This is a genomic window from Qaidamihabitans albus (assembly GCF_016464705.1).
Lineage (GTDB): Bacteria > Actinomycetota > Actinomycetes > Mycobacteriales > Pseudonocardiaceae > Qaidamihabitans > Qaidamihabitans albus.
Window position 1 is genome coordinate 179406 of the sequence record NZ_JAEHOB010000011.1, and the last position, 24809, is coordinate 204214.

Below are 24809 nucleotides of genomic sequence, written 5' to 3' on the forward strand. Positions count from 1 at the left end.
GGAACCCGCGAGTCCCCCACCCGGGCCCGCGAGTTCCGCACCGGCGGCACCACCGACGGAGCAAACGCGCGCTCAGAACTTCCGTTGTGTCGCCTTTGTCGCGAGCTCGGTGAGCCGCTCGGTTGCCGGTCCGGTGAGTCGCGCGGCACGCAGGGACGACAGCGCGGTACGGGTCAGCTCGGTGATGCGCCGCTCGATCTCCGCGACGGCGCCGAGTTCCGTGAGAACCCGCCGCACAGTGTCCACACCGGATTCGGTGAGCCCGGTGTCGCCGATCGCCGCGGCGAGCACGTCGCGCTCGGCGGGACGCCGCTGCTCGCGGGCCAGCCGCAGGCCGAGCGCGAGCAGCAGTGTCCGCTTCCCCTCGCGCAGGTCGTCCCCCGCTGGCTTGCCGGTCACGGAAGGGTCGCCGAACACGCCGAGCAGGTCGTCGCGGAGCTGGAAGGCGACCCCGAGGTCACGGCCGAACGTCATCAACGGCTCGATGACGCCGGGGCCCGTGCCGGCGAGCGCCGCCCCGAGGTGCAGCGGCCGCTGCACGGTGTACGCGGCCGTCTTCAGCCGGTCGATCCGCAGGGCGGCCTCAACGGAGTCGTCTCCGGTCGCCTGCGTGTGCATGTCGAGGTACTGCCCGGCCAGCACCTCGGTGCGCATGGCCCGCCAGGCGGGCCGGGCCGCGGCGAGCGTCTCCGGCGGCAGCGCGGCCTCGGCGAACATGTCGTCCGCCCAGGCGAGTGCGAGGTCACCGATCAGTACCGCGGCGGCGAGGCCGAACCGGCTGGACGAGCCGAGCCAGCCGCTCTCGGCATGCTGCCCGGCGAACGCCACGTGCACCGTCGGGGAGCCGCGCCGGGAGTCGGACGAGTCCAGCACGTCGTCGTGGATCAGCGCGCACGCCTGGATCAGTTCCAGGCTCGCCACCGCCTGCAGCACTCCCTCGGCGTGCGGGCCGGCCGCGTCACCGCCCGCGCCGCGCCAGCTCCACCAGGCGAACGTCGGGCGCAACCGCTTGCCGCCGCCGAGAACGAAGTCGCCGAGTGCGTCCGTCGCCGGGGCGAACGTCGGCTCGGTGCGCCGGATGGCCTCGCCGGCCCGCTGCAGGAAACCGGCCAGCGCGTGCTCGATGTGCGCGGGCAGGTCCGCGTCGTAGGACGCGTCCGGCCGCGTGCGTGCCGGATCGTCCCGGTCGTCGGCACTGGCGGCTCCCGGCTCACTCATGCCTCTATCCTGCGGGTCGGCGTGCCCGCGCGGTATCTCGGGGCGGCACGCCGCCGAGTGGAGCTCGTTGTCACCGTGCAGCGCGAGCTCCTCTGGCCGGGCGGGACGCAACACGTCCAGCCCGGCGACTCTCAGCAAGTGAGAGCATGTCCCAGTCTCCGGACACGCCAGTAGCATGTCCGGCATGACGTCGGTGGTGGAGCGGCTGCGGGGTGGCGCACCGGCGTTCTCCGTGGAGTTCTTCCCGCCCCGCGACGCGGCCGACGAGGCGATCCTGTGGCGCTCGATCCGCGAGCTGGAGCGGGACGACCCGGCGTACCTGTCGATCACGTACGGCGCGGGCGGCACGAGCCGCGACGGCACGATCCGCAGCATCGCCAGGGTCGCCGCCGAGACGACGCTCGTTCCCATGGCGCACCTGACGGCGGTGAACCACTCGGTGGCCGAGCTGCGCAACGTGATCGGCTGGTATGCCTCGGCCGGTGTGCGCAACATCCTCGCGCTGCGCGGCGATCCGCCCGGCGATCCCTACGGCGAATGGGTCCCGCATCCGCGTGGTCTGAACTACGCGGAGGAACTCGTCGAGCTGGTGCGCTCGCTCGGCGACTTCTGTGTCGGTGTCTCCGCGTTCCCCTACGGGCACCCCCGCTCGCCGGACCTGGCGACCGACACGGTGCACCTCGTGCGCAAGTTCCGCGCGGGCGCGGACTTCGGCATCGCCCAGCTTTTCTTCGAGGCGGAGGACTTCCTGCGGCTGCGGGACCGCGTGGCGGCGGCGGGCTGCGACAAGCCGCTGATTCCGGGCATCATGCCGCTGACCACGCCCCGGACGCTGCACAAGACGATCGAGCTCTCCGGCGCCGAGGCGCCGCGCCGGCTGCTGGACCGGCTCGAACCGCTGGCCGGTGACGCGAAGGCGTTCCGCGCCGAGGGGCTGGACGTCGTCACCGAGCTCGGGCAACGGCTGCTCGCGGAGGGCGTCGCGGATCTGCACTTCTACACGTTCAACCGCGCCAAGGCCACTCGCGAGGTGGTCGGCAGGCTTGGCCTGGTGCCCGCGCGCGTCTAGCGGAAACGGTAGCGTGCGGCCATGGTTTCCGAGGCTGGGCAGTACGGCGTCCATCAGATCTGCGACCGGTTCGTCGACGACTACGCCGCCGCCGATCCCGTGACGGCGACCGAGGTCGGCATCGCCGGCTACGACGACCAGGTCACGGACTACTCCCCGGAGGGGTACGCCGCGCGCGCGGCGCTGGCGAAGCGGGCGCTGCGGGAGATGGGGGCGGCCACCCCCGCCGACGAGGGTGAGCAGGTGGCGAAGGCGGTCTTCACCGAGCGCGTCGGGCTGTCGGTGGAGCTGCACGAGGCCGGCCTCGATGTCGGTGTGCTCAACACGATCGCAAGTCCGGTGCACGAGCTGCGCATGGCGTTCGACCTCATGCCGGCCGAGTCGGCCGAGCACTGGCGGACGATCGCGACGCGGATGGCGAAGGTGCCCGGAGCGCTCGACGGTGTGCGCGCGTCGCTGCTGGCCGCCGCCGAGGCGGGACGCGCCCCGGCGCTGCGGCAGATCGGCAGGGTCGCGGAGCAGGCCGAGGTCTGGGCGGGGCTGTCCGGCGATCGCGGGTACTTCGCGGATCTCGCCGAGCGGGCGCACGGAGTGCCGGACAGCCTGCGGAGCGAGCTGCGCCACGCCGCCGACGCGGCACAGGAGGCCTATGCCGAGCTCGCCGGCTTCCTCAGGGCCGAGCTGGCGCCCGAAGCCCCGACCAAGGACGCGGTCGGTGAGGACGTCTACCGGTTGTGGTCGCGCTACTTCGTCGGCGCGGAGCTCGACCTGCGCGAGGCTTACGAATGGGGTTGGGCGGAGTTCGCCCGCGTGGAGCGGGAGGCGAAGGAGGTCGCCGAGCGGATCAAGCCCGGTGCGAGCCTGGCCGAGGTGGCCGCGGCACTCGACGCCGACGAACGTTACCGGTTGCACGGCCGCCGCGCGCTCGAGGAATGGATGCAGCGGCTGTCCGACGACGCGCTGCGCTCGCTGCGCGGTACGCACTTCGAGATCCCGGACGAGCTCATGGCCCTGGAGTGCCGGATCGCCCCGCCCGGCGGTGGTGTCGGTGCCTACTACAGCGGTCCGAGCGAGGACTTCTCCCGGCCCGGCCGGATGTGGTGGTCGCTGCCCGCGGACCGCGAGGAGTTCTCCACCTGGCGCGAGGTCAGCACGGTCTACCACGAGGGTGTGCCGGGGCATCATCTGCAGATCGCGACGGCGGTGTACCAGGCGAGGAAGCTGAACCGTTTCCAGCGGCTCATGGCGTTCACCTCCGGGCACGCCGAGGGCTGGGCGCTCTACGCCGAGCGGCTGATGCAGGATCTCGGGTTCCTCGGTGACGACGGCGACCTGCTCGGGATGCTCGACGCGCACCTGTTCCGCGCGGCCCGCGTGGTCGTGGACATCGGTATGCACCTGGAGCTGGAGATCCCGGCGGGCACGGGCTTCCACGAGGGGGAACGCTGGACCCCGGAGCTGGGGCTGGAGTTCATGCTGACCCGCACGATCACCGACGCCGACCACGTGCACGACGAGATCGACCGCTACCTCGGCTGGCCGGGGCAGGCGCCGGCCTACAAGCTCGGCGAGCGGCTGTGGCTCGCGGCGCGGGAGGACGTCCGGCGCAGGCAGGGCGATGCGTTCGACCTCAAGGACTTCCACACCCGTGCGCTCAGGATGGGCGGCATGGGCCTGGACACACTGCGCGAACAACTCTCCGCCATGGCGTGATCGCTGAGCTAGGCTGACCGGCATGCACCGGGTCTTCCGCAGCACCCCGCCGCCACGCTCCTGAGCGGGGCGTGCCCGCCGTGCGGCTGTGCGCCGCACGGCCCCTTCGTGGACTCCTGAGAGCCTGTCCTTGATCTCAGGAGGGCGCGGCGTTGTGCCTGGTCACCTCTCGTGAGTGTTCGGCCGAGTTAGCACACGGTTCCTCACTCGCGACTGGTGACCTGCGGAAACAATGCGCCCTGGTCCGTAAAGCCACGCACCAACGCCCCGCGTCGTCGTCTCTTCTCTTCCCACTTCGACGTTGGAGCGTTCCGATATGTCCACTTCCGTTGCCGTGCGCGTGCGCGACGGCTCCGCGAGCCTGCTGCTGGCCGGTGTCCTGTGGGGCACCGGCGGCCTCGCCGGCTCGATCCTCGTCACCAGGGCGAGCCTGCATCCGCTGTCGGTCGCCGCGTACCGGCTGCTGCTCGGCGGCGTCCTCGCCGTGTTGTTCCTCTGGTCCAGCGGCGGTCTGCGCGCGATTCCGCGTACCCGGCCGGTGGCCCGTCGGCTGCTGCTCGCCGGCGGGCTGCTCGCGGTCTTCCAGTCGTGTTACTTCGCCGCCGTGGTGCTCACGTCGGTGAGCGTCGCGACGATGACCACGATCGGCAGCGTGCCCGTGCTCGTCGCGGTGGCGAGTGCGGTCGCCGAACGCCGGCTGCCCAGCCTGCCGACGGTCCTGTCGATCCTCGCCGCGCTGCTCGGGCTCGCCTTGCTGACCTGGTCGCCGGGGGGCACGCAGGACCGGTGGCGGTTGCTCGGCGGCCTCGCCTGCGCCCTCGCAGCCGGGGCCGGTTTCGCGGCGCTGACCCTGGCCACCCGCCGCCAGGTGGCGGGGCTCGATCCCTTGCGCACCACGGCGTTCGGCTGCCTGGTCGGTGGCCTGGCCCTGCTGCCGGTCGCGGTGTGGCTGGGGATGGCACTACCGCTGCGGGTGGATGTGCTCGGCGTCGCGGCCTACCTCGGTGCGGTACCGACCGCGCTGGCCTACCTGTCGTACTTCCGGGGCCTGCGTACCGCACATCCGGTGGTGGCGGCGCTGGCGGCGCTGCTGGAGCCGCTGACCGCGGCCGTTCTCGCGGCCGTGCTGCTCGGTGACCGGCTGGGCGTGCCGGGCTGGTGCGGTGCGGGGCTGCTCATCGGTGCCCTCGCGGTGAGCTACCGGCGCTCGGAGCGGTGAACCGCCGGGTGGCGTCCCCCGCCGGGGACGCCACCCGGTGCCGCCACCACGATCCGCAGGCCGTGCCGAGCGTCCGCGCGGCCGGTCGCCGTGGCGGCGGCCCAGCCGCGCGGGGCCTTGCCGGTGAGCAGGCGGTCGCGGATCCGGGGGGCGTTGCGGGCGTGGCGGGAGAAGGACCAGCCGAGCAGTACCCGCCCGCGCTGATGCTGCCCGGCGAGCGCCTCGGCCACGGTGCAGTCGATCCAGAGCAGGTGCCGGGTCCGGCCGGTGAGCATGCCGAGCGCGACGAACGCCGCCCGCGTGGCGCCGCCCGTGGCCGGGTCGTGTACGACGAGCGGTCCCGTGGCGCGAACCGCGGTGAGCACCAGCCGCAGCGTCTGCAGCAGGTGAACGAGCGGGCGGTACCAGGCGTACGGCATGCCGGGCGGGAACAGCGCTCTGAGCCGCGCGCGGATCTGGTCGGTGTCCAGCACGGTGATCGGGGCGGTCGCCACCACGTTCCGGAGCAGGGTGCTCTTGCCCGCTCCGGGCAGGCCGGCGACCACCAGCAGCGCGCGGTGTTCGATCCGAACCTGGAGCCGATCCCGCCCTGCGATGTCCATGCATCCCGAACGCGCGGACGGTACCCGGTGTTCCGTGCGCGTCAGTCGAGTGGCAGGGAGCGGCCCAGGATCGCGAAGGGGCGCGGGTCGCCCGCGAAACGGTAGTCGCGCAGCACGTCGGCGAAACCCAGCCTGCGGTAGAGCCGCCACGCCTTGCTCGGTCCCTCGGGGGTGGAGAGCAGCACGTGCCGCTGAGGTACGTCGGCGACGAGCCGGCGCAGCAGGTCCTCACCGATCCCGCGGCTCTGCCGCTCCGGCCGGACATGGATCTCGGTGAGCTCGAAGTAGTCGCTGAGCCAGTGCTCGACCGCCTCGTCACCGCCTGCGGTCGCGAGGCCGCGCCGGACCTGTTCGCGCCACCACTGGCCGGCTCCGCCCCGGTAACCGTAGGCGAGGCCGAGCAAGGCGTCGTCGGCGTCGAGCGCGGCGACGCACCGCCAGCCCTCCCGCAGCGCGTGGGTGAGCCACATCGGCGCGCGCTGCTCCGCCGTGCCCGCGGGGTAGTTCATCGCGGCGACGTAGAGCGAGAGAGCCTCGGGCAGCCGCGCCCGGAACTCGGCCCCGCTCAGCCGGGTGAAGCGCTTGTAGGCGGAGGACATCGCGGTCATGGCGGCGCTCCCTGGTTCTGCGGTGCGGCGACGTCGGCGGCGCGGCCGCCGGTGAGGGCAAGCAGGTCCTCGAAGGTGGTCGGGAAGACCGACTTGGCATGTCCCGCGGCGGCCCACACCACGTCGTACCGGCGCAGAGCGGTGTCGACGAGCGTGATCAGCCTGCTCGGGTGCCCGACCGGCGCGACCCCGCCGATCACCTGGCCGGTGTGCTCCTTGACGAACGCGGGGTCGGCCTTGCCGACCCGGGCGGCGCCGGCGAGCGTGGCGAGGACGCCGGTGTCGGCGCGATGCGCCCCCGAGGTCAGCGCGAGCAGCGGCTGGTCGGCCCGGCCCTCGAACGACGCGCGAAAGACCAGGCTGTTCGCGATCGCGCCCACCTCGACCCCCAGGGCGTCGGCCGCCTGCTGCGCGGTGCGGACCTCGGCGGGGAGGATGCGGATTCCCTCGGCCGCCGGGTGCTGACCGGCTTCGACGAGGGCCGCGGCGACCTTCGCGATCGCGGGATGGTCGAGGTTGCTCATTCCGCTATGAGATCACGGAACGGCCACCGGGTGCGACGGACATCGCGCCGCCCGGGCTTGAGCCCCCGTCCGTCGCCAGCTAATCTGGACTTGTCGAACATACGTTCGACACCCGGTGGAGCGCTCACCGGCCCGGTGCCCGGAGCGCAGGTGGGGGAAGCACCTCCGCTCCGGGCACCACCGCTGAGGGCTTCATCTCGAGCTCTAGATGAGGAGGTGGGCCATGTCGGTCGTGTTCGCGTCGCGCAATGGCTCAGTCCAGCCCGCGCTGCCGATCGAGCTGCGGCCACCGGCGGTGCCCGCGGCCGTTTCGCTGCTCGCGCAGGCCGGGCACGGTCTCGCCGAAGCCCGCCGGGAGGCCGATCCGGTCTCACGGTTCGTCGGCTCGTACCTTTCGGCGCTGCGGGCCGCGGCCGCCGTGCTCGCCGCCAGGGGCCGTCCGCACCGCGGCCGGGCCCGCCCGGAAAGTGTGTGGACGCTGCTGGAGTCGGCCGCGCCCGAGCTGGCGGAGTGGGCGGCGTTCTTCGCCGCCAACTCGGCGAAGCGGGCGGCCGCGCAGGCGGGGATCACGCGCGCGGTCACCGTCGACTCCGCCGACGAGCTGTTCCTGCGGGCGAGTGAATTCGTGGCGCTCGCCCGCAGGGTGGTGCACGGCACGTCGGCCGCCCGGGTCAGCCGCTGTGATGTACGGCCACGCGCGCGGAAACGCCGGGAAAGGTGATGCGCGGGCAGGCTCTTGCCGATCACGGCCGGTTCCTCGAAGCCATGGAGGTGGAGGTCGAACTGCTCACCGAGGCCGCGCGGCGCACCGCTTCCGGCACGCCGGTGCGCATGTGTCCCGGCTGGACCGTCGGCGAGGTGGTCCGGCACGTGGGGAGCGTGTACCGGGTCGTGCTGTCGTGGCTGGCACACGGTCGGCGGCCGCGGGAATGGCAGCGCGATCCGGCTCCCGGCCAGTCGGTGGAGGACTATCTGCGGGAAGGGCTCGCCGAACTGACCGGCGAGCTGGCGAGACATGATCCCGGAGATCGCGCGGCGACGTGGTGGCCGGCCGACCCGACCTACGGGTTCTGGCGCAGGCGGATGGCGCACGAGACGACCATCCACCGGGTCGACGTGCAGGATGCGGCCGGGGTCGAGGTCGCCGCGATCACCGACGACATCGCGATCGACGGGGTCGACGAGGCGCTGACCCTGTGGTTCGGCCAGCGGCTGCCGATGCTGGGGCTCACCGGCACCAGGCCGGGGCTCGTCGCGGTTCGCTCCGGCGGGCACACCTGGATCGCTCGCGCCGGCCCGGCGGAGACGGTCGCCTGGCGATGTTCCGGTACCGAGGCGGACCAGGCGGACGCGACCGTCTCCGGTGCTCCGCAGGAAATCTACCTGTGGTTGTGGGGGCGGGGCTGGCCGGGTTCGGTGATCGTCGACGGTGATGACGACGCCGCCGGGCAGCTGTGGGCGCTGATGAGGCTCGCGACCCGCTGAGGTGGGGCCGTGGCAGTACGGCTTGTGGGGAAGCAACGCCGTCCGCCCCGGTCTCACCTTCAGCCCGCGAGTCCCCCGCTGGAACCCGCGAGTGCTGCGTTCGGGTGTGCCGCGCCAGGTTCCGATGCGGTGACCGCCCTGGCCAGCGGCAGCCAGGAGCGACAGTGCTCCATAGTGGACAGAGCTGGCGCGGGGCGCCCGCCCGGCGGCGGCTGCCGGCGACGTGCCGTGGCGGACACTCACCGGCCCGAGGACGCCGACTTCCGCGTCTCGGGCTCACGCGGCGGGCGGTAGCAGCACCACACCGTCGTCGTCGGCGTGCAGCACGTCGCCGGGGGAGAACGTGACGCCGCCGAAGCCCACCGGAACGTCCACCGCTCCCGCACCCGCCTTGGAGCTCTTGCGGGGATTCGTGCCGAGCGCCTTGATGCCCAGCGGCAGCGTGCCCAGCACGGCGCTGTCCCGGACCGCGCCGTACAGCACGAGGCCGGCCCAGCCGTTGTCCACTGCCGCCTTCGCGATCAGGTCACCGGTGAGCGCGCTTCGCAGGGAGCCCCGGCCGTCCACCACCAGAACGCTGCCCTCTCCCGGCGTGTTGAGCAGTTCCCGGACGAGTCCGTTGTCCTCGTAGCAGGACACCGTGCGAACCGGGCCGGAAAAGGCACGCACCTTGCCGAACTGCTGGAACTGGACATCGCAGACGCGCAGCAGCGCCCCGTGCTCGTCGACCAGATCGGCGGTGCTGGGGGAGTCGTTCACGGGCGGGGCCCTTCTGTGCTCGCCGTTGCTCGGGAGCGACCAGGGTAACGACCGCGGTGTTTCGGCGGCGTTGCACGGCCGGGGCAATGCTGACCTTCAGGAAACGCCCGCGCCGCCGACCAGCAACAACGGTCCACGACTGTGGGTTCATGGATACTGGTCACGCTCGTTCCGCAGCGCGTCCCGGCGTGGCCGGGCCGGAGGCCGCCACGCCCTCGGTCACCTGGCGGCTGCGCATCCGGATGGACGACCGTCCCGGCACCCTCGCGCGGGTCGCGGTCCGGCTCGCGGACCTCGACTGCAACATCCTCGCACTCAGCGTGCTGCCGGTACCCGGCGGCGTACTCGACGAGATCGTCGTGCGCCCGGCCGCCGGACTCACCCGGGCGCAGCTGATCAGTGCCATCCGCGAGGAGGACGGCGAGTGTTTCGGCAGCACGGACGCCGATGTGCGCGAGCTCGTCGACACCGCTGCCGCGAGCCTGACGGCAGCCGGTCGCGCGGTCGCCGATCCGGCTGCCTGCGCGGAGGCGGTGCGGGAGGTGCTGGCCGCGGATCTGGTGACAGTCGTGCCCACCGGCGAGGCGAACCCCGGCCGCGGCGAGGGCGGCCACCGGGCTGTCCTCTGGCTCGACGGCGCCCGGGCGCTGGTCGCCCGGCGATCCTGGGCGCCGTTCGCCCAGCTGGAGCTGGCGCGGGCGGAGGCCCTGCTCGGCCTGCTCCGCACGGTACGGGCGAACGTCAGCGGGCCCGCGGTCGTCACCTGCGCGGATGGCGCCACCGTGGTGCTGCGCGAAGGCGTGCCCGCCGACGCGGACGCGGTGCTCGCCCTGCACGGCCGGTGCTCGGCGGAAACCCTGTTCCGGCGTTACCACGCGGGCCTGCGCACGATCCCCCGCCGCTGGTCACATCGCCTCCTCGCGCCGGACGGTGGGCTCAGCGTGCTGGCGGTGTGCGGGCGGGACGTGCTCGCGCTCGGTCAGCTGATCCCCGGCCACGGCGACATCGCGGAGGTCTCCCTCCTGGTCGAGGACGCGTGGCAGCGCAACGGGCTCGGCACGGCGCTGCTGAAGCGGCTCGCCGTGCTCGCCGCCGCGCGTGGCCGCCACGAGCTGGTGGCGACGTACCTGCCCGGCCAGGAGGGCATGCGCCGCACCGCATTGCGTGCGGGTCTGGCACCCGCGCCCGCGGAGCCGGGCGGCCTGCTCCGGATCCGTCTGTGACTCCCGGTGCGCCGCCGGTCAGCAGGTGACGGAGACGTCGCCGCCGGCCTCGAACGACACGTGCACGTGGTCGTAGTGGTTGGCCGTGGCGCTGCCCCGGTCCTCCATCGTCGACCAGCCGCCGCCGTCGTTGTACCGCTGGCGCCAGATCACGTACTTCACCGCGAAATCCGACTGGTGCGCCAACAGGTAGTCCGCTATCGCGTCACCGGTTTCCGTGCCCACCATGAAATCGAGAGCCAAACCCGACGGGTGGTCGCTGGTTCCGGAACGGCCGGCCTGGCCACCGACGGAATCGACGGCGAACTTATTCAGAATGTGATTGCCCACTTGCGCTACGTGAGGTTGCGTACCTTCCAGCGAGGTCGGGCAGGATTCGGGTGGTGGCGGCGGTGGCGCGACCGGTTCGGGTTCCGGTTCCGGCTCGGGCTCCGGCTTCTCGACCGGTTCCTCCGTCGTCGTGGTCGTCGGGGGTGGCGTCGTGGTCGTGCTGGTGGGGGCCTTGCTGGTGGTGGTGGATCGCGTGGTCGTCGGCGCGGAGGTCGTCGGCTCCCTGGCGGCGAACGCAAGGGCCGCGCCGTGGTTGTCGTCGCTTTGCCACAATCCGCCGGTGATCCAGGCGGTGAATGCCAGAAGTGCGGCGGCGGAAGTTCCGACCGCCGTCGGCATTCTCCACGATGGTGATTTTTTCAGGCGATGTCGACCGGACATACTTGTTCGCACCGTTCCTCGGGGTAGGGTTTTCCGGCGCGTTGTCTTTCCGGGGGAACGCCGGTCAACCGGAAGGCTCGGACAGATTACGAACCGGCAACAGGCGTGTCACGGCCGAGTGGCTTCGGACACAGATCATCGGAACATTGCCGCCGAATGCCGTGAGCCGATTAGGCCGAATGGCCGCTGGAAGCCAGGCGAGCCTGCCTGTAGTCGAGGAGCTGGACCTTACGGTGCCGCGGAGCGCGGACACCTGTGCGCGGAGCGCGGACACGCCGGGCCGCTAGCGGCGGGACCAGAACCAGTCCCTCTCCCGTGCCTCGCGCATGGCGCGGCGCTTGCGGTCGGGGTCGAGGCGGTCGAGGTAGAGAATCCCGTCCAGATGGTCGGTCTCGTGTTGCAGGCACTGCGCCAGCACGTCGTCACCCTCCACGGTGACGGGCTCGTTGCGCGTGTCGACGCCACGGACGGCGGCGTGTACGGCCCGCCTCGTCGGGAACCAGAGTTCCGGCACGGACAGGCAGCCCTCGTCGATCTCGTGCGTCTCCTCGGACAGTTCTACGATCTCCGGATTGAGGACGTAACCGATCTTGCCCTCGACGTTGTAGCTGAAGGCCCGCAGGCTCACGCCGATCTGCGGTGCGGCGAGACCGGCCCGACCAGGGGCGTCGACGGTGTCCAGCAGGTCGGTGACCAGCGACTCCAGCGACTTGTCGAACCGTGTCACCGGGTCGGCGACGGTTTTCAGCACCGGGTCGCCGAAGTAGCGCAGGGCGCGCATGGCCATCGTCGGAGATCCTTTCGCCGCTCGCGGCGCAGCTTAGCCGACCGCGTCCGACCGCCCCCGTGGGTGCATCGCCCCGAGGACCCGTACACCGTGGGTTGGCGCCGGGCGACCACAGGTGTCGACCGTGGGCGGATGGCAGCGCGGTCGCCGGTGAATAGCGTCGGTGCCATGCAATGGAAGCTGGCCGTCGCACTCGGAGCGGTGGGCCTCGTCCGCCCGGTGCTGAGCATGTTCGGCGTACTGGACGCGCTGGGCAAGCCGTGGAGCCCGCTGGCGGCGACGGCGTTGATCGCCGTCGTGTGGGTGGTCGTCGCCGTGTGGACCAGGACCGATCAGCCCGTGCTCACGCTCACACTCGCCGGTGTGGCCTACGCGATACTGGCGGCGCTGCTGAACCTCCTCGCCCAGCCGTTCTTCCCCGATGCCCAGCCCGTCGGCGTGCCGGGCGTGATGGGCATGCTGTTCACCAACGCGATCTGGGGCGCCGTGCTCGGCCTGATCGCCTTCGGGATCCAGCGCCTCCGCCGCCAACGCTCGTGAGTGCGCACACGAGTTCCAACTCGGGTGCGCACTCACGAGGCCGGACCAGCCCGGACCAGCTAGGCCCGCAGCCGGAGCCCCTTCGGCGTGGCGCGGAACCCGACCTCACGCAGGATCTCCGCCAGTTCGGACGTGAGCGCCTGCTCCCCGTCGGTCCGCTGCACCTGCAACTGGCCGAGCCAGCCCTCCCGCACCGCGGTCGACAGCGCCTGCGCCGCCGCCCGCAGGGCCGGCTCGTCCTCGGTAAACGACAGCAGTGATCGTCCGCCCCGCTCCACGTACAGCGCGGGCACGCCGTCGACCAGCACCGCCAGCGCGCCCGCCTTGCGGGCAGGCCGGTGCCTGCCGCCGCCGACCGGTGGCGGCCATGCCAGCGCGGCGCCGTACGGCTGTGCCGGATCGCTCGCGGCCAGCACCACGGCCCGCTGCTCCGTACGTGCTCTGCCGGTGTCGGACAGCGCCCGCAGCCGGTCGACCGCGCCGCGTGCCGCGAACTGGGCGGCCCCCAGCCCCTCGACCACGTAGCCGCGGATGACCTGCCCGGAGTCCTCCATGCTGCGCAGCACCTTGTAGACCCCCGAGAAGCCGCCCGAGATCCGTTCGGTATCGAGCGCGCCGCGAGTGAGCACGCCGTGCCGCTCGAGGAACGACTCGGTCCGGGCGTGCGTGCGCCGGGTCGGGTCGGGTTCGCGCTCGGGTGTCAGTCCCCACCGGCCGGCCACCGTCGGCGGCCCCGTCCGGGACGGCATGGCAGGCCGCCCGGCGCGGAGCCGGGCATAGCGCCCGCGCGGGGCCGAGCGCCGCGGTTTGTGTGCGGCGCCGCGTCCGGAGACCTGCGCCCGCAGCGGCCCGAGCGTGTCCCCGCTGACCCGGCCCGCCCACACCAGATCCCACAGCGCCGCTACCACCTCCGCGTCCTCGGGCGCCGCGTCGACGAGCGGCGTGACCCGGTCGACGAGCTGGCGGAAAAACAGCGCGCCACCCTCCAGCATGGACAGGATCGCCTCGTGCAGCGGCCCCGCGGGAGCCGTTTCCTCGAGGTCGGGCAGGAGGAGGTCCGCGACGTCCGCGGGGGCGAGCGCGATCCAGCCGTCTCCTCCGGAGAGCGCGCCGCAACCGCACCACGTCACCTCACCCGCCGTGGTGAGCTCGTCGAGCAGCGCGGGGTAGTAGCCGGGCAGCCGGCTCGGCAGGATCAGCGACTCCAGCGCACTCGCCGGCAGCGGAGCCCCGGCGAGCTGCTCGACGACCGAGAGCACGTCGTCAGCCGTCGGCGCCGACCGGACCCGGCCGCCGATGCCGTGCCAGCCGGGCAGGAACCGGCCCAGCGCCGCGGGCTCCACCGGCTCGACCTCGGCGCGCAGCCGCGCCAGCGAGGCACGGCGCAGCCTGCGCAGCACGCCGGCATCGCAGTACTCCACGCCCGGTTCGTGCGGCTCCGGGGCCAGCTCGCCCCGGACCAGCCGGCCCTCCGAGGTGAGCCGGTCGAGTATCCCCGTGACCACCGCGGTGCCGAGGCCGAAGCGCCCGGCGGCCTGCTTCGCCGGGAAGGGGCCCCGGCAGCGGGCGTAGCGGATCAGCAGGTCCCCCAGCGGGTCGGCGACGGGTTCGGTGAAGGTCTCCGGCACGCCGACGGGCAGGGCGACCCCGAGCGAGTCGCGGACCCGGCCGGCGTCCTCGATGGCGAGGTAGCGGTCCTCACCGGCGATCCGCACCGAGATCGCACGGCGCTGGGCGACCAGCTCGCCGAGCCACTCCGGCGCGACGCCGCGCTCGGCGGCCTCGGCCGTCGTGAGATCGCCGAGGAACTTCAGCAGGTCCGCGGTGTCCTCGATGCCACGCGCGCGCCGGTCGGGTTCCAGCCGTTGCAGCGAGCGCTCCACGGAGGCGACCACGTCCGCGTCCAGCAGTTCGCGGATCGCCTCCGTGCCGAGCAGTTCGGCGAGCAGGGCGGAGTCCAGCGACAGCGCGGCGGCCCGGCGCTCGGCCAGCGGCGCGTCCGTCTCGTACAGGAACATGCCGACGTAGCCGAACAGCAGGCTGCTCGCGAACGGCGAGGCCGACTGCGTCTCCACCTCGACGAGCCGCACCCGGCGCGCCCGCACGTCGGACATCAGCTCGCGCAGCCCGCCCACGTCGTACACGTCCTGCAGGCACTCGCGCATGGCCTCCAGCACCACGGGGAACCGCTCGTACTTGGCGGCCACCGTGAGCAGCTGCGACGCGCGCTGCCGCTGCTGCCACAACGGCGTGCGGCGGCGTGGATCGCGCCGGGGCAGCAGCAGCGACCGGGCCGCGCACTCCCGGAATCGGGCGGCGAACAGCGCCGAGCCACCGACCTCGGCGACGATCAGCTGCTCCACCTCGTCCGGGTCGAGCAGCACGTCGTCGGCCCCGATGACGACCTCGCCGCCTTCGGCGTCGAGCGCGTCGGGCAGCCGCAGCACGATCCCGTCGTCGGAGTGCGCCACCTGTGCGTCCACCCCGCGGTTCTCGCGCAGCCGCGCCGCGATCGCCAGTGCCCACGGCGCGTTCACCTGCGCACCGAAGGGTGAGTGCAGCACCACACGCCAGTCGCCGAGCTCGTCGCGGAACCGTTCGAGCAGCATCGTGCGGTCGTTCGGCACGTGCCGGGTGGCGGTCCGCTGCTCCTCGAGGTAGCCGAGCAGGTTGTCGCAGGCGCGTTCGTCGAGGCCGGCCGCCGCCGCGCGGGAGCGTGCCGTTGCACTGTCCGAAGTGGATAGCTCGCGAAGGAAGGCGCCGAGCGCCCTGCCGAGCTCGAGTGGCCGTCCCGGCGCGTCGCCCTTCCAGAACGGCATCCGCGCGGGCTCGCCGGGTGCCGGAACGACGATCACGCGGTCGTGCGTGATGTCGGTGACCCGCCACGACGACGTGCCGAGCAGCACGGTGTCACCGACGCGGGACTCGTAGACCATCTCCTCGTCGAGCTCGCCCACCCGCGAGCCGGGCTTGTCCTCGGCTCCGGGAGTCATCACCGTGAACAGCCCGCGATCGGGGATCGTCCCGCCGGAGGTGACGGCCAGCCGCTGGGCGCCCGGCCGTCCGCGCAGCTCACCGGTGACCCGGTCCCAGGTGATGCGGGCGCGCAGCTCGCCGAAGTCCTCACTCGGGTAGCGGCCGGCGAGCATGTCGAGCACCGCGTGCAGCGCGTCGTCGGGCAACGCGGTGAACGGCGCGGCCCTGCGTACGGTGGCCGCGAGGTCGGCGACCGTACGAGCTTCGAGCGCGACCATCGCCACGATCTGCTGGGCCAGCACGTCCAGCGGGTTGCGCGGGTAGTGGACCGCTTCGATCGCGCCGTTCGCCATCCGCTCGGCCACCACGGCGCACGACACCAGATCGCCCCGGAACTTCGGGAACATGACGCCGCTGGAAACGGCACCGACGTGGTGGCCGGCGCGGCCGACCCGCTGCAGGCCCGACGCCACGGTGGGCGGCGCCTCGATCTGTACGACGAGGTCCACCGCGCCCATGTCGATGCCGAGTTCGAGGGACGACGTGGCGACCACGCACGGCAACCGGCCCGACTTGAGCTCCTCCTCGACGCGGGTGCGCTGCTCCCGCGACATCGAGCCGTGGTGCGCCTTCGCGACGGTGGCCTCGGCGCCGGTCGTGTGCCCCGACTCGCCGATGGCCTCGGCCGGGAACCGCTGACCCGGTTCCAGCTCGGTGTGCTCGGCCGCGAGCTCGTTCAGCCGCGAGGTGAGCCGTTCGGTGAGCCGCCGTGAGTTGGCGAACACGATCGTCGAGCGATGCGCCCGGATGAGCTCGAGCACCCGCTCCTCGACCGCGGGCCAGATGGACGGCCTGCGGGCGACGTCCTGGCCGGCACCGTCCTCGCCCGGCGACGGCGCGTCGAACGGCGACGCGGTGACGCGCGGCCCGTCGAGGTCGGCCATGTCCTCGACCGGGACCTCGACGCGGACCTCGATCGTCTTGGCGAGCTCCGGCTGCACCACCCGGACCGGCCTGCCGCCGGCGAGGAAGGCGCTCACCTCGTCGACGGGCCGCACCGTGGCGGACAGGCCGATGCGCTGCGCGGGCCGGGGCAGCAGCTCGTCGAGCCGCTCCAGCGACAGCGCCAGATGCGCGCCGCGCTTGCCGCCCGCGACGGCGTGCACCTCGTCGACGATCACCGTCTCGACGCCGCGCAACGACTCCCGCGCCGAGGAGGTGAGCAGCAGGAACAGGGACTCCGGGGTGGTCACCAGCACGTCCGGCGGCGTGCGGGCGAACGACCTGCGCTCGGCGGGTGTGGTGTCGCCGGTGCGCATACCGACCGAGATCTCCGGCGCGGGCAGGCCGAGCCGCCGTGCTGCCTGGGAGATGCCGGCCAGTGGTGCGCGCAGGTTGCGCTGGACGTCCACCGCGAGGGCCTTAAGCGGTGACACGTACAGCACGCGGCAGCGCCGCGCAGGCTCGGTGGCGGGCGCGACCGCCAGCCGGTCGAGTGCCCAGAGGAACGCGGCGAGGGTCTTGCCCGAGCCGGTCGGTGCGACGACGAGCGCGTGCTCCCCGGCGTGTGCCGCCCGCCACGCGCCCTCCTGTGCGCCGGTGGGCGCGGCGAAGGCCCCCGCGAACCAGTCCCTGGTGGCGGGGGAGAACAGGTCGAGCACGTCCTTGCCCACGTCCACCATGATGCGGCCCGGCACCGACATTCCCCGCACGGACCCGTGCTGAGCAGGTGATCCGCCGGGTCCGTCCGCGCGCGAGGCGCGCGCGTGGGAGCATCACCGCGAGCTTCGGGTACTCGACAAGGGGAGCACAGTGCGGATTCTGTCCGTGGATCTCGGTACGTCCAACACCGTCGCCGTCCTGTCCGCACACGGTCGTCCCCCGCGGGTCGTCGAGGTCGACGGGTCCGCCACCATGCCCTCCGCCGTGTTCGCGGACGAGGACGGCACGCTGATGATCGGCCGCGACGCCGAGCGGCGGGCCCGGCTCGACCCGACCCGGTTCGAACCCAACCCCAAACGCAGGGTGGACGAGCAGACGCTGCTGCTCGGCGACGACGTCGTCCCGGTGAACGAGGCCCTCGCCGCGGTGCTGCGCCGCGTGCTGGAGGAGACCTCCCGCCAGCTCGGCGGGGAGCCGCCCGACGAGGTCAGGCTCACCCATCCCGCGCAGTGGGGCCCCGTCCGCCGCAACGTGCTGCTCTCGGCGGCCCGGCTCGCCGGGATGGGCAACGCGATCTCGCTGGTGCCCGAGCCCGTCGCGGCGGCGGCGCACTTCGCGTCGTTCCCCGGCAAGGCGCTGGCCCAGGGGCAGGCCCTCGCCGTCTACGACCTGGGTGCGGGCACCTTCGACGTGGCCGTGGTCGGCGCCGCGCAGAACGGGTTCACGGTGCTGGCCGAGGACGGCCTGCCCGACCTCGGCGGGCTGGACGTGGACCAGGCGCTGCTGGTGCACGTCGGCCGCGAGGTCTCGCACAGCGACCCGCAGCGCTGGCAGCGGCTGCTCCGTCCCGAGTCGACCGCCGACCGGCGCACGCGGCGCTCACTGCAGGAGGACGTCAAGGCGGCCAAGGAGGCACTGTCCCGGCATCCGCAGACCGAGGTGCCGATGCCCGAGCCGTTCTCCGACGTGCTGGTCACCAGGGCCGAGCTCGAGGCGCTGGTGCGGCCGGCGATGCTGCGCAGCGTGGAGCTGCTGTCGAGGACCGTGCGCTCGGCCGGCCTCACGCCGGACCGGCTCGCCGGGATCTACCTCGTCGGCGGATCCAGCAGGCTGCCGCTCGTCGGCACGATGATCGCCGAGAAGCTCGGCGTGGTGCCCGCGAGCCTGGACCAGCCGGAGACGGCCGTCGCGCTCGGCGCGCACCACGTCGCGGCCGACGGCATCAGCATGCGCACGCAGAACGTCGACAACCAGGTCGCCGCGACCGGTGCCGCCCCGGCCGGGCCCGTGCCGACCGGTCCGCACGGTGTTCCGGCCGGCTACCCGCAGCCAGGGCCGTACCGGCAGCCGCCGCCGTACCCGCACGGCGGGCCGCAGCAGCCGCCCGCCGGACAGCAGGCGGCCCCGGCGAGCTTTCCGACCTACCCGCAGGCGGCCGGGAGCAAAGGGAACAAAGGGGACAAGGGCGGGAAGAAGCGCAGGACGCTGCTCATCGGCGCCGCGGTGGCGGTGGTCGCACTGCTCGCGGCGGGTACGGCATTCGTGCTCATGTCCTCGTCCTCGTCGGCCACCACCTACACGGCCGAGGAGTGCCGGGAACCGGGCGCGGCCGACGCCGAGGGATTCACCGGCTGCCTGCGCCAGCTCGCGGGCGGTGTCGCCGAGAACAACCAGTGCGGGCCCGGCATGGGCACCGGCCCGGCGGCCGCCGCGAACGAGGAGGAGCTGGGCGTCGCCGTGACCTGCTCGGCGCCGGGCCTGGCCGGGGCGCAGATCACCTACCTGCACGGCAGCTCCGCCGGCACCCTCGACCAGTACACCGACGGGTTGCTGAACCGCACCGGTGGTGGCGACCAGGTGCAGGCCCGGTGGAAGGGCAACGCACTGGAGGGCCGGTACTCGGCGGCCGCGGGGCGCAACTCGTCGGCGCTGGTCTTCACGGTCGACGACCGCCCGCTCGCCGGGTTCGTCTACCAGGTCAACGTCACCGGCCAGGACGAGTCGGCCACGCCGTCCGAGCTGGCCGACTACTTCGAGCAGCACGTCCAGCCGGGGGAGTAGCTCACTTCCTTCGCTTGCGGATGCCGACCACCAGCACGACCAGCGCGGCGGTGACCGCGGCGATGGAGGCGAGTGACAGCAGCGTCGAGCCGAGCCCGGACAGTTCCTGTGCGAGCAACATGCCCTCACGGTACGGCGATCGGCGGGGCTACGCTGGCTTCGATGCGGATCACGGTTTTTCGACGGTTGATGGCGGAGGAGTTCGGGGAGACCCGGGCCGAGACACTGGCGAAAGACCATGTGCTGAGCGGGCTGGACGGCCGTACCGTCGACGAGGCGCTGGCCGCGGGCGTGCCCGCCAAACGAATCTGGGAGCAGGTCTGCGCCGAGTTCCAGGTACCCGTCGAGCGTCGCTGACAAGTGCTGCCGTCCCGGCGTGTCGGCTCGACCTCGAACAGGTGTTCGGCTACCGTGTCGGCACGGTTGTCCACAACCGGGGCCGCCATCCACAGATTCGAAAGAACCCGGGGAATTGTCGGACCCCGCCCCTAACGTCGGACCCAGCAGTTCACGACCGCTACAGCCAATGAGGTGGATTCCATGCCAGCAGCACCGGACAAGGGCAAAGCGCTCGATCTGGCCCTTGCCCAGATCGACAAGCAGTACGGCAAGGGCTCGGTCATGCGGCTCGGCGAGGAGACCCGGGCGCCGATCGAGGTCATTCCCACCGGGGCCATCGCGCTCGACATCGCACTGGGCATCGGGGGCCTGCCGCGCGGGCGTGTCGTGGAGATCTACGGTCCGGAATCCTCGGGTAAGACGACGGTCGCCCTGCACGCCGTGGCCAACGCGCAGAAGGGCGGCGGCATCGCGGCCTTCATCGACGCCGAGCACGCGCTGGACCCCGAGTACGCCAAGGCGCTCGGCGTGGACACCGACGCGCTGCTGGTCTCCCAGCCGGACACCGGTGAGCAGGCCCTGGAGATCGCGGACATGCTCATCCGCTCCGGTGCGCTCGACATCCTGGTGATCGACTCGGTCGCCGCGCTCGTGCCCCGTGCCGAGATCGAGGGCGAAATGGGTGACTCCCACGTCGGGCTCCAGGCGCGCCTGATGAGCCAGGCACTGCGGAAGATCACCGGTGCGCTGCACAACTCCGGTACCACCGCGATGTTCATCAACCAGCTGCGCGAGAAAGTGGGCGTCATGTTCGGCTCACCGGAGACCACCACCGGTGGTAAGGCGCTCAAGTTCTACGCCTCGGTCCGGCTGGACGTCCGCCGTATCGAGACGCTGAAGGACGGCGGTGAGCCGGTCGGCAACCGCACGCGGGTGAAGGTCGTGAAGAACAAGGTCGCGCCGCCGTTCAAGCAGGCCGAGTTCGACATCCTCTACGGCATCGGGATCTCCCGCGAGGGTTCGCTCATCGACATGGGTGTCGACCAGGGCATCCTGCGCAAGTCGGGGGCCTGGTACACCTACGAGGGCGACCAGCTCGGCCAGGGCAAGGAGAACGCCAGGAAGTTCCTGCGCGACAACCCCGACATCGCCAACGAGGTCGAGAAGCGCATCAAGGAGAAGCTCGGCGTCGGTGCGCAGCTGGACGCCGACGAGACCGTGCCGGCACCGGTCGACTTCTGACAAGGGCGGCCGAGAACGGTGACGTGCGTGGTGCGGGTGAGGCGGCGCGTTCTCGGACGGGCGCTGACCACCGATGAGTGAGCGTGGGACACGCCGGAGGCAGCCCGCGGACATGGCGCCCGAGGAAGCGCGGAAGAAGGCGAAGGAGATCTGCTTCGATCTCCTCGCCGCGCGCCCGCGCACCAAGGACGAACTTCGGCAGGCCCTGCGCCGCAAGGGGTTCGACGAGGAGACTCGCGAGACCCTGCTGGGCAAGCTGGACGAGGCCGGGCTGGTCGACGATGCCGCGTTCGCCGAGTCTTGGGTGCGTTCCCGGCACCACCATCAGGGGCTGGCGAGGCGTGCGCTCGTCACCGAGCTGAAACGCAAGGGCGTCGACGGCGCGATCGCCGAGCAGGCGGTCGGCGAGGTCGACCGTGACGCCGAGGAGGAACGCGCCCGGGACCTCGTCCGCAAGCGGTTGCGGACCATGAACGGCATCGACGAGCAGACCGCGATCCGGCGGCTGCTCGGCATGCTCGGCCGTAAAGGGTATCCGCAGGGCCTCGCGTACACGGTGATCAAGGACGAGCTACGGGAGGCCGGTTCGGCGCCGACGCTGCTCGACGATGTCGCACCCGACTAGCGGTTTGTCCGCGCCCTGCGACGCAGATACGCGTGCATAGCGCGCGGACACGGGTCAGGCCAGCAGGCGGGTCGCCGCCGCGCAGGCCTCGTCGGTGACGATGTGCTCGGTGCCCGGATCGATGCGCACATCGACCTCGGCTCCCGCCCGGCTCAGCACGGCCGCCGTTTCACGGACACGGTGGCTCGGCACCCAGGGATCCTGATCGACGCTGCGCACGACCGCTGGTACCGCCCGCAGCGGCTTCCCGGCAGGCGCGGGCAATGCTTCGGGACCGATGTAGCCGCCGGTGAAGAGAATCAACCCGGCGAACGGCCGCGGCGACGTCAGCACGTAGTGGGAGAGCAGGCAGGCACCCTGCGAGAACCCCCACAGCACCACGCGGCCGGGTGCGAAACCTGCCCCGGCGAGCCCGGCCAGGCATCCGTCGAGAATGCGGAGGGACTCGTCGAGGTCCGGCTGGTTGGCCGCGAGGGGCTCCAGGAACGGCCGTGGGTACCAGCTGTTGCCCGGCGCCTCGGGCGCGTAGAAGCGGGCAGGCGACGGACCGAACCGCTGCGCCACCTGCCGCATGAACGATGGATCCTGCGACCGTCCGTGGACCGCGAGCACCGCGACCGCTGCCTCCTCGGCCGCCGTGCCCCACTGCACCATCGGCAGGCCACCTGGCCGGGCCGCCGGGTCCGTGCTCATGCCAGCACCGCCGCGTCACCGAGTGCGTACCAGGACCGGTCGCGGTACACGAGCGGCGCGTCGTTCCGGTGGCCGGTCCGTACCTGCTGAACCCGCGCGATCATCACGGTGGCGTCGCCTGCCGCCACCTGGTGCACGATGCCGCCGCGCAGCCAGCGGTCGACGCCGAGCAGCAGCGGTTCCCCGGTGGGCAGCCGCGTCCAGCCGACCGGTCCGCCGAACCGGTCGATCCCACCGGTCGCGAACCGCTTCGCCAGGTCCAGCTGCGCGGTGCCCAGCAGGTGGACGACAACGGTCCGGGCCCGCGCGAGCCGCGGGGTCGCCGAGGAACGCACGGACAGGGAGAACGCGAGAAGCGCGGGTTCGGCGGAGACCGAGACGACCGAGGTGGCGGTCAGCCCGGCCGGGCCCCCGCCGTCGTCGGCGGTGATGATCGCGACGCCTGCGGGGTGATCGCGGAAGGCGGTCTTGAAGTCCTCGGTCAACCTGTCGTCCTGGACCCGCACCGCGGCCTCACTCCTGCTCCTGGAGGTCAAGGAACACCCAGTGGCATCGCGGAGCCAGCCCGCTCAGCCATTTGCCGCAGTTCTGCAGCACCACCGGGCCCGAGGTGACGTGCTGAGTGCCCGTGTGGAGGTCCCGGACGAACCGCTGCAGCGGGCCCCGGCGCACGGCCGCCGTCGCCGCCCACCGGTGGACCGACCGGCCGACCGCGTCCACGGACCAGGTCGTGTTGTTGAGCATCAGCCTGGTGAGCGTCTCCTGCTCGGTGTCGAGGAGCCGTCCGCTGTCCAGCGCAGCCTCGTTGTCTGCCCAGATCTCCATGGCCCATGCCCGCGCCGAGCGCAGCCTGCTCTCCGCCTCCGCGTACTCGGCGTAGAACTGTTGCGTGTCCACGGTGGCGTTCGGGGTGCCGGTCTTCTTCGCGGCGAGCGCCTTCAGTTCGTCGAGCAGCCTGCGGCCGACGCCGAGCGCCCAGCCGGTGTGGCAGACCCCTGCCATGTTCGCCAGCCCCATGCGGTAGATGGCGCCACCGAGGCGGGCGTCCATCGTCGCTATCTCGTAGACGTGGCTGTCGGGGACGAACCGCTCGTCACAGGTGTAGTCGATGCTGCCGGTGGCCCGCAGCCCCAGCACGTCCCAGTTGTCGATCAGCTCCGTCTGCTCCTTGGGCAGGGTGAACACCAGCGCCTGCCCGGTCTCCTCGCAGAGCGCGGCGGTGTGGACGTGCGTGGCGTGGGCGATGCCGGACGCGAAGTGCCAGTGCCCGGTGATGCGGTAGCCCCCGTCCACCCGGACGGCCTTGCCGAGCTTGGTGCCCTGGCCCGCGATCAACGCATGGCGCCCGCTCGCCACGTCTGGGTAGAGGTCGCGGACCGCGGCCTGCCCCAGATAGGCCGCCGTCGTACCGGTGACCATCTGCAGTGCCATGAACGTCCACCCCGCCGAGGCGTCGGCGTAGGAGATGCGCGCGATGGTCTCGATCACCTGGCGCGGGGAGAACTCGTACCCACCGAGTTCTCGGGGGATGCCCACGCGGAACGCGCCGGTGTCCCAGAGCGCCCGCGCGGCCTCCTCGGTGAGCCGGCCGAGTTCCTCGCCCTCCTCGGCGTTGTCCTCGAGTACCTGGCTGATGCCGTCGAGCCGTTTCATGAGCCCGTCGAACTCGTCGCTGACATGAAGGCCGGGAGTGTCCGTTCGCGCGGGCGCCGCGGGTTCTGTCGCCGTCACAGTCGATCGCTCCTCAGTGGTCGATGATCCAGGCCAGTACCGGCTGGATGGTTCGGTCGGAGTTCGCCTCGAGGATCAGCCCGTGCCCGTTGCCGGTGATGCCGTGGTCGGGAAGGTGGACGTGCTCGGCGTCGGCACCCGCCGTGCGCAGGAAGTTCGCGACCTCCGGTGCGAACGACGCGAACGCCGACGCTCCACCGCTGAACACCGCGACCGGCGTGCCGGCGAGCGCGGGGATGCGCAGGCTCGCCCGGTCTGCCTGCTCCGCCTCCTCGGGCGTGCTCCGGTCGGGCGCATAGGTGATCCGGTGTGCGGTGAGGCCCCACGCGAGCCTGCCGAGGCCGGGGAAGTCCGCGAACGCAGGGCCGATCGGTTCGATGGCGGCGATCGCGGCGACCCCGTCCGGGCGGGCGTCGGCGGCCAGCCACCCGACCGGCCCGCCGGCGGAGTGCGTGACCAGCACTGCCGGGCCGACGAGGTCGAGCAGCCGGGCGAGCCGGTCGGCATCCATCCGCTGCGACTCGGCGAGATCGGCGGGCAGCGGGCCCATTCCACAGACCAGCTGGTCGAGGTCGCCGGAGCCGATCTCGCGCCCGTAGGTCCACTGCGTCTGCGCTTCTCGCGAGTCCTCCGGCAGGAACAGCGCTTGCGCCGCCTCGTACGGGAACGGCCCGCCCATCGCCCCGACCACATCCGGGTGGTAGGGGGAACGGCCGTGCCCGCACCGGTCCACCACGTAGACGGCGAAGCCCGCCTCGACGAACCGGGTCGCCCAGCCGGGCCGCCCGTCCGGGGTGCCGGTCCAGTCGGTGCCCTGCCCGCCACCGCCGTGTACCAGCACGAGCGGGTGGCGGCGGGTCACGGTCGGCGGGGCCTCCCACTGCACGAACATCGGCGCACGCTGCACGGTGCCCTGCCCGGTGGTCACGCGTTCACCGGGGATCCAGAACTGGCCGCGCCTGCTCCGCAGCTCGTAGCCACCCGCCTGGTGCGGTGCCGTTCGCGTCGGTTGTGCCGTCATG

The 24809-nt window shown here is 72.4% G+C and carries 23 protein-coding genes; 11 read left to right on the forward strand and 12 right to left on the reverse strand.

Annotated features, from left to right (window positions below; translation table 11 throughout):
• Positions 1 to 72: 72 nt before the first annotated feature.
• Complete coding sequence (locus JAP66_RS21340) at positions 73 to 1218, reverse strand: polyprenyl synthetase family protein (protein ID WP_199433577.1); 1146 nt, start codon at positions 1216 to 1218, stop codon at positions 73 to 75.
• A gap of 184 nt (positions 1219 to 1402) precedes the next feature.
• Between JAP66_RS21340 and JAP66_RS21345 the strand changes: the two genes are divergently transcribed.
• The 3 genes from JAP66_RS21345 (at position 1403) to JAP66_RS21355 (ending at position 5219) form a co-directional block, all read left to right on the forward strand.
• Positions 1403 to 2287: a methylenetetrahydrofolate reductase gene (locus tag JAP66_RS21345; protein ID WP_199433578.1), complete on the forward strand. Its 885-nt coding sequence runs from the start codon at positions 1403 to 1405 to the stop codon at positions 2285 to 2287.
• 21 nt (positions 2288 to 2308) lie between these two features.
• Positions 2309 to 4000 (forward strand): DUF885 domain-containing protein, encoded by a 1692-nt coding sequence (locus JAP66_RS21350; RefSeq protein WP_199433579.1) that lies wholly within the window; start codon positions 2309 to 2311, stop codon positions 3998 to 4000.
• 316 nt (positions 4001 to 4316) lie between these two features.
• The gene (locus JAP66_RS21355) at positions 4317 to 5219 is read left to right on the forward strand and encodes a DMT family transporter (protein WP_199433580.1); all 903 of its coding nucleotides are present in this window, start codon (positions 4317 to 4319) and stop codon (positions 5217 to 5219) included.
• On the opposite strand, the gene JAP66_RS21360 is transcribed toward JAP66_RS21355, so the two are convergent.
• The 3 genes from JAP66_RS21360 to JAP66_RS21370 are packed head-to-tail and all read right to left on the reverse strand — an operon-like array spanning position 5198 to position 6953.
• Positions 5198 to 5821: a P-loop nucleotide/nucleoside kinase family protein gene (locus tag JAP66_RS21360; RefSeq protein WP_199433581.1), complete on the reverse strand. Its 624-nt coding sequence runs from the start codon at positions 5819 to 5821 to the stop codon at positions 5198 to 5200. The genes JAP66_RS21355 and JAP66_RS21360 overlap by 22 nt on opposite strands.
• 41 nt (positions 5822 to 5862) lie before the next feature.
• The gene (locus JAP66_RS21365; RefSeq protein WP_199433582.1) at positions 5863 to 6429 is read right to left on the reverse strand and encodes a GNAT family N-acetyltransferase; all 567 of its coding nucleotides are present in this window, start codon (positions 6427 to 6429) and stop codon (positions 5863 to 5865) included.
• A complete protein-coding gene (locus JAP66_RS21370; RefSeq protein WP_199433583.1) occupies positions 6426 to 6953 on the reverse strand; it encodes a YbaK/EbsC family protein in 528 nt (175 codons plus the stop codon). Before JAP66_RS21370 ends, JAP66_RS21365 begins: the two co-directional genes overlap by 4 nt.
• Before the next feature lie 223 nt (positions 6954 to 7176).
• On the opposite strand from JAP66_RS21370, the gene JAP66_RS21375 reads away from it, so the two are divergent.
• Positions 7177 to 7674 (forward strand): SAV_6107 family HEPN domain-containing protein, encoded by a 498-nt coding sequence (locus tag JAP66_RS21375; protein WP_199433584.1) that lies wholly within the window; start codon positions 7177 to 7179, stop codon positions 7672 to 7674.
• Complete coding sequence (locus tag JAP66_RS21380; RefSeq protein ID WP_199433585.1) at positions 7674 to 8438, forward strand: maleylpyruvate isomerase family mycothiol-dependent enzyme; 765 nt, start codon at positions 7674 to 7676, stop codon at positions 8436 to 8438. Before JAP66_RS21375 ends, JAP66_RS21380 begins: the two co-directional genes overlap by 1 nt.
• Before the next feature lie 276 nt (positions 8439 to 8714).
• Here JAP66_RS21380 and rraA read toward each other — a convergent pair whose 3' ends face one another.
• Positions 8715 to 9197: a ribonuclease E activity regulator RraA gene (gene rraA / locus JAP66_RS21385; protein WP_199433586.1), complete on the reverse strand. Its 483-nt coding sequence runs from the start codon at positions 9195 to 9197 to the stop codon at positions 8715 to 8717.
• A gap of 149 nt (positions 9198 to 9346) precedes the next feature.
• Here rraA and JAP66_RS21390 point away from each other — a divergent pair, with 149 nt between their 5' ends.
• Complete coding sequence (locus tag JAP66_RS21390) at positions 9347 to 10420, forward strand: GNAT family N-acetyltransferase (RefSeq protein ID WP_199433587.1); 1074 nt, start codon at positions 9347 to 9349, stop codon at positions 10418 to 10420.
• 18 nt (positions 10421 to 10438) lie between these two features.
• Here JAP66_RS21390 and JAP66_RS21395 read toward each other — a convergent pair whose 3' ends face one another.
• On the reverse strand, positions 10439 to 11089 hold the full coding sequence (locus JAP66_RS21395) for a VldE C-terminal domain-containing protein (RefSeq protein ID WP_235999204.1): 651 nt from the start codon (positions 11087 to 11089) through the stop codon (positions 10439 to 10441).
• Between the two features lie 325 nt (positions 11090 to 11414).
• Complete coding sequence (def, locus tag JAP66_RS21400) at positions 11415 to 11918, reverse strand: peptide deformylase (protein WP_199433589.1); 504 nt, start codon at positions 11916 to 11918, stop codon at positions 11415 to 11417.
• Between the two features lie 168 nt (positions 11919 to 12086).
• Between def and JAP66_RS21405 the strand changes: the two genes are divergently transcribed.
• Positions 12087 to 12458 carry a hypothetical protein gene (locus JAP66_RS21405; RefSeq protein ID WP_199433590.1) on the forward strand — a complete coding sequence of 124 codons (372 nt, stop codon included), beginning with the start codon at positions 12087 to 12089 and terminating at the stop codon, positions 12456 to 12458.
• A 59-nt stretch (positions 12459 to 12517) separates the two neighbouring features.
• Here JAP66_RS21405 and JAP66_RS21410 read toward each other — a convergent pair whose 3' ends face one another.
• Positions 12518 to 17116 carry an ATP-dependent helicase gene (locus JAP66_RS21410; protein WP_235999226.1) on the reverse strand — a complete coding sequence of 1533 codons (4599 nt, stop codon included), beginning with the start codon at positions 17114 to 17116 and terminating at the stop codon, positions 12518 to 12520.
• A gap of 130 nt (positions 17117 to 17246) precedes the next feature.
• On the opposite strand from JAP66_RS21410, the gene JAP66_RS21415 reads away from it, so the two are divergent.
• The 4 genes from JAP66_RS21415 to JAP66_RS21430 all read left to right on the forward strand — a co-directional run bounded on the left by JAP66_RS21415 (position 17247) and on the right by JAP66_RS21430 (position 21363).
• Positions 17247 to 19157: an Hsp70 family protein gene (locus JAP66_RS21415; RefSeq protein ID WP_199433591.1), complete on the forward strand. Its 1911-nt coding sequence runs from the start codon at positions 17247 to 17249 to the stop codon at positions 19155 to 19157.
• Between the two features lie 162 nt (positions 19158 to 19319).
• Positions 19320 to 19514, forward strand: coding sequence for a DUF3046 domain-containing protein (locus JAP66_RS21420; RefSeq protein WP_199433592.1), 195 nt, complete (start codon positions 19320 to 19322; stop codon positions 19512 to 19514).
• A 183-nt stretch (positions 19515 to 19697) separates the two neighbouring features.
• Entirely contained in the window at positions 19698 to 20738 is a 1041-nt protein-coding gene (gene recA / locus JAP66_RS21425; protein ID WP_199433593.1) for a recombinase RecA, read from the forward strand.
• Between the two features lie 73 nt (positions 20739 to 20811).
• Positions 20812 to 21363, forward strand: coding sequence for a regulatory protein RecX (locus JAP66_RS21430; RefSeq protein WP_199433594.1), 552 nt, complete (start codon positions 20812 to 20814; stop codon positions 21361 to 21363).
• Between the two features lie 54 nt (positions 21364 to 21417).
• Here JAP66_RS21430 and JAP66_RS21435 read toward each other — a convergent pair whose 3' ends face one another.
• From JAP66_RS21435 to JAP66_RS21450, 4 genes are read right to left on the reverse strand one after another with little or no spacing between them, the layout of a single operon-like run.
• Positions 21418 to 22056 carry an alpha/beta hydrolase gene (locus JAP66_RS21435; RefSeq protein WP_235999205.1) on the reverse strand — a complete coding sequence of 213 codons (639 nt, stop codon included), beginning with the start codon at positions 22054 to 22056 and terminating at the stop codon, positions 21418 to 21420.
• Entirely contained in the window at positions 22053 to 22562 is a 510-nt protein-coding gene (locus tag JAP66_RS21440) for a flavin reductase family protein (protein ID WP_199433595.1), read from the reverse strand. Before JAP66_RS21440 ends, JAP66_RS21435 begins: the two co-directional genes overlap by 4 nt.
• Before the next feature lie 7 nt (positions 22563 to 22569).
• The gene (locus JAP66_RS21445) at positions 22570 to 23787 is read right to left on the reverse strand and encodes an acyl-CoA dehydrogenase family protein (RefSeq protein WP_307849661.1); all 1218 of its coding nucleotides are present in this window, start codon (positions 23785 to 23787) and stop codon (positions 22570 to 22572) included.
• 13 nt (positions 23788 to 23800) lie between these two features.
• Positions 23801 to 24808 carry an alpha/beta fold hydrolase gene (locus JAP66_RS21450; RefSeq protein ID WP_199433596.1) on the reverse strand — a complete coding sequence of 336 codons (1008 nt, stop codon included), beginning with the start codon at positions 24806 to 24808 and terminating at the stop codon, positions 23801 to 23803.
• Position 24809 lies beyond the last annotated feature (1 nt).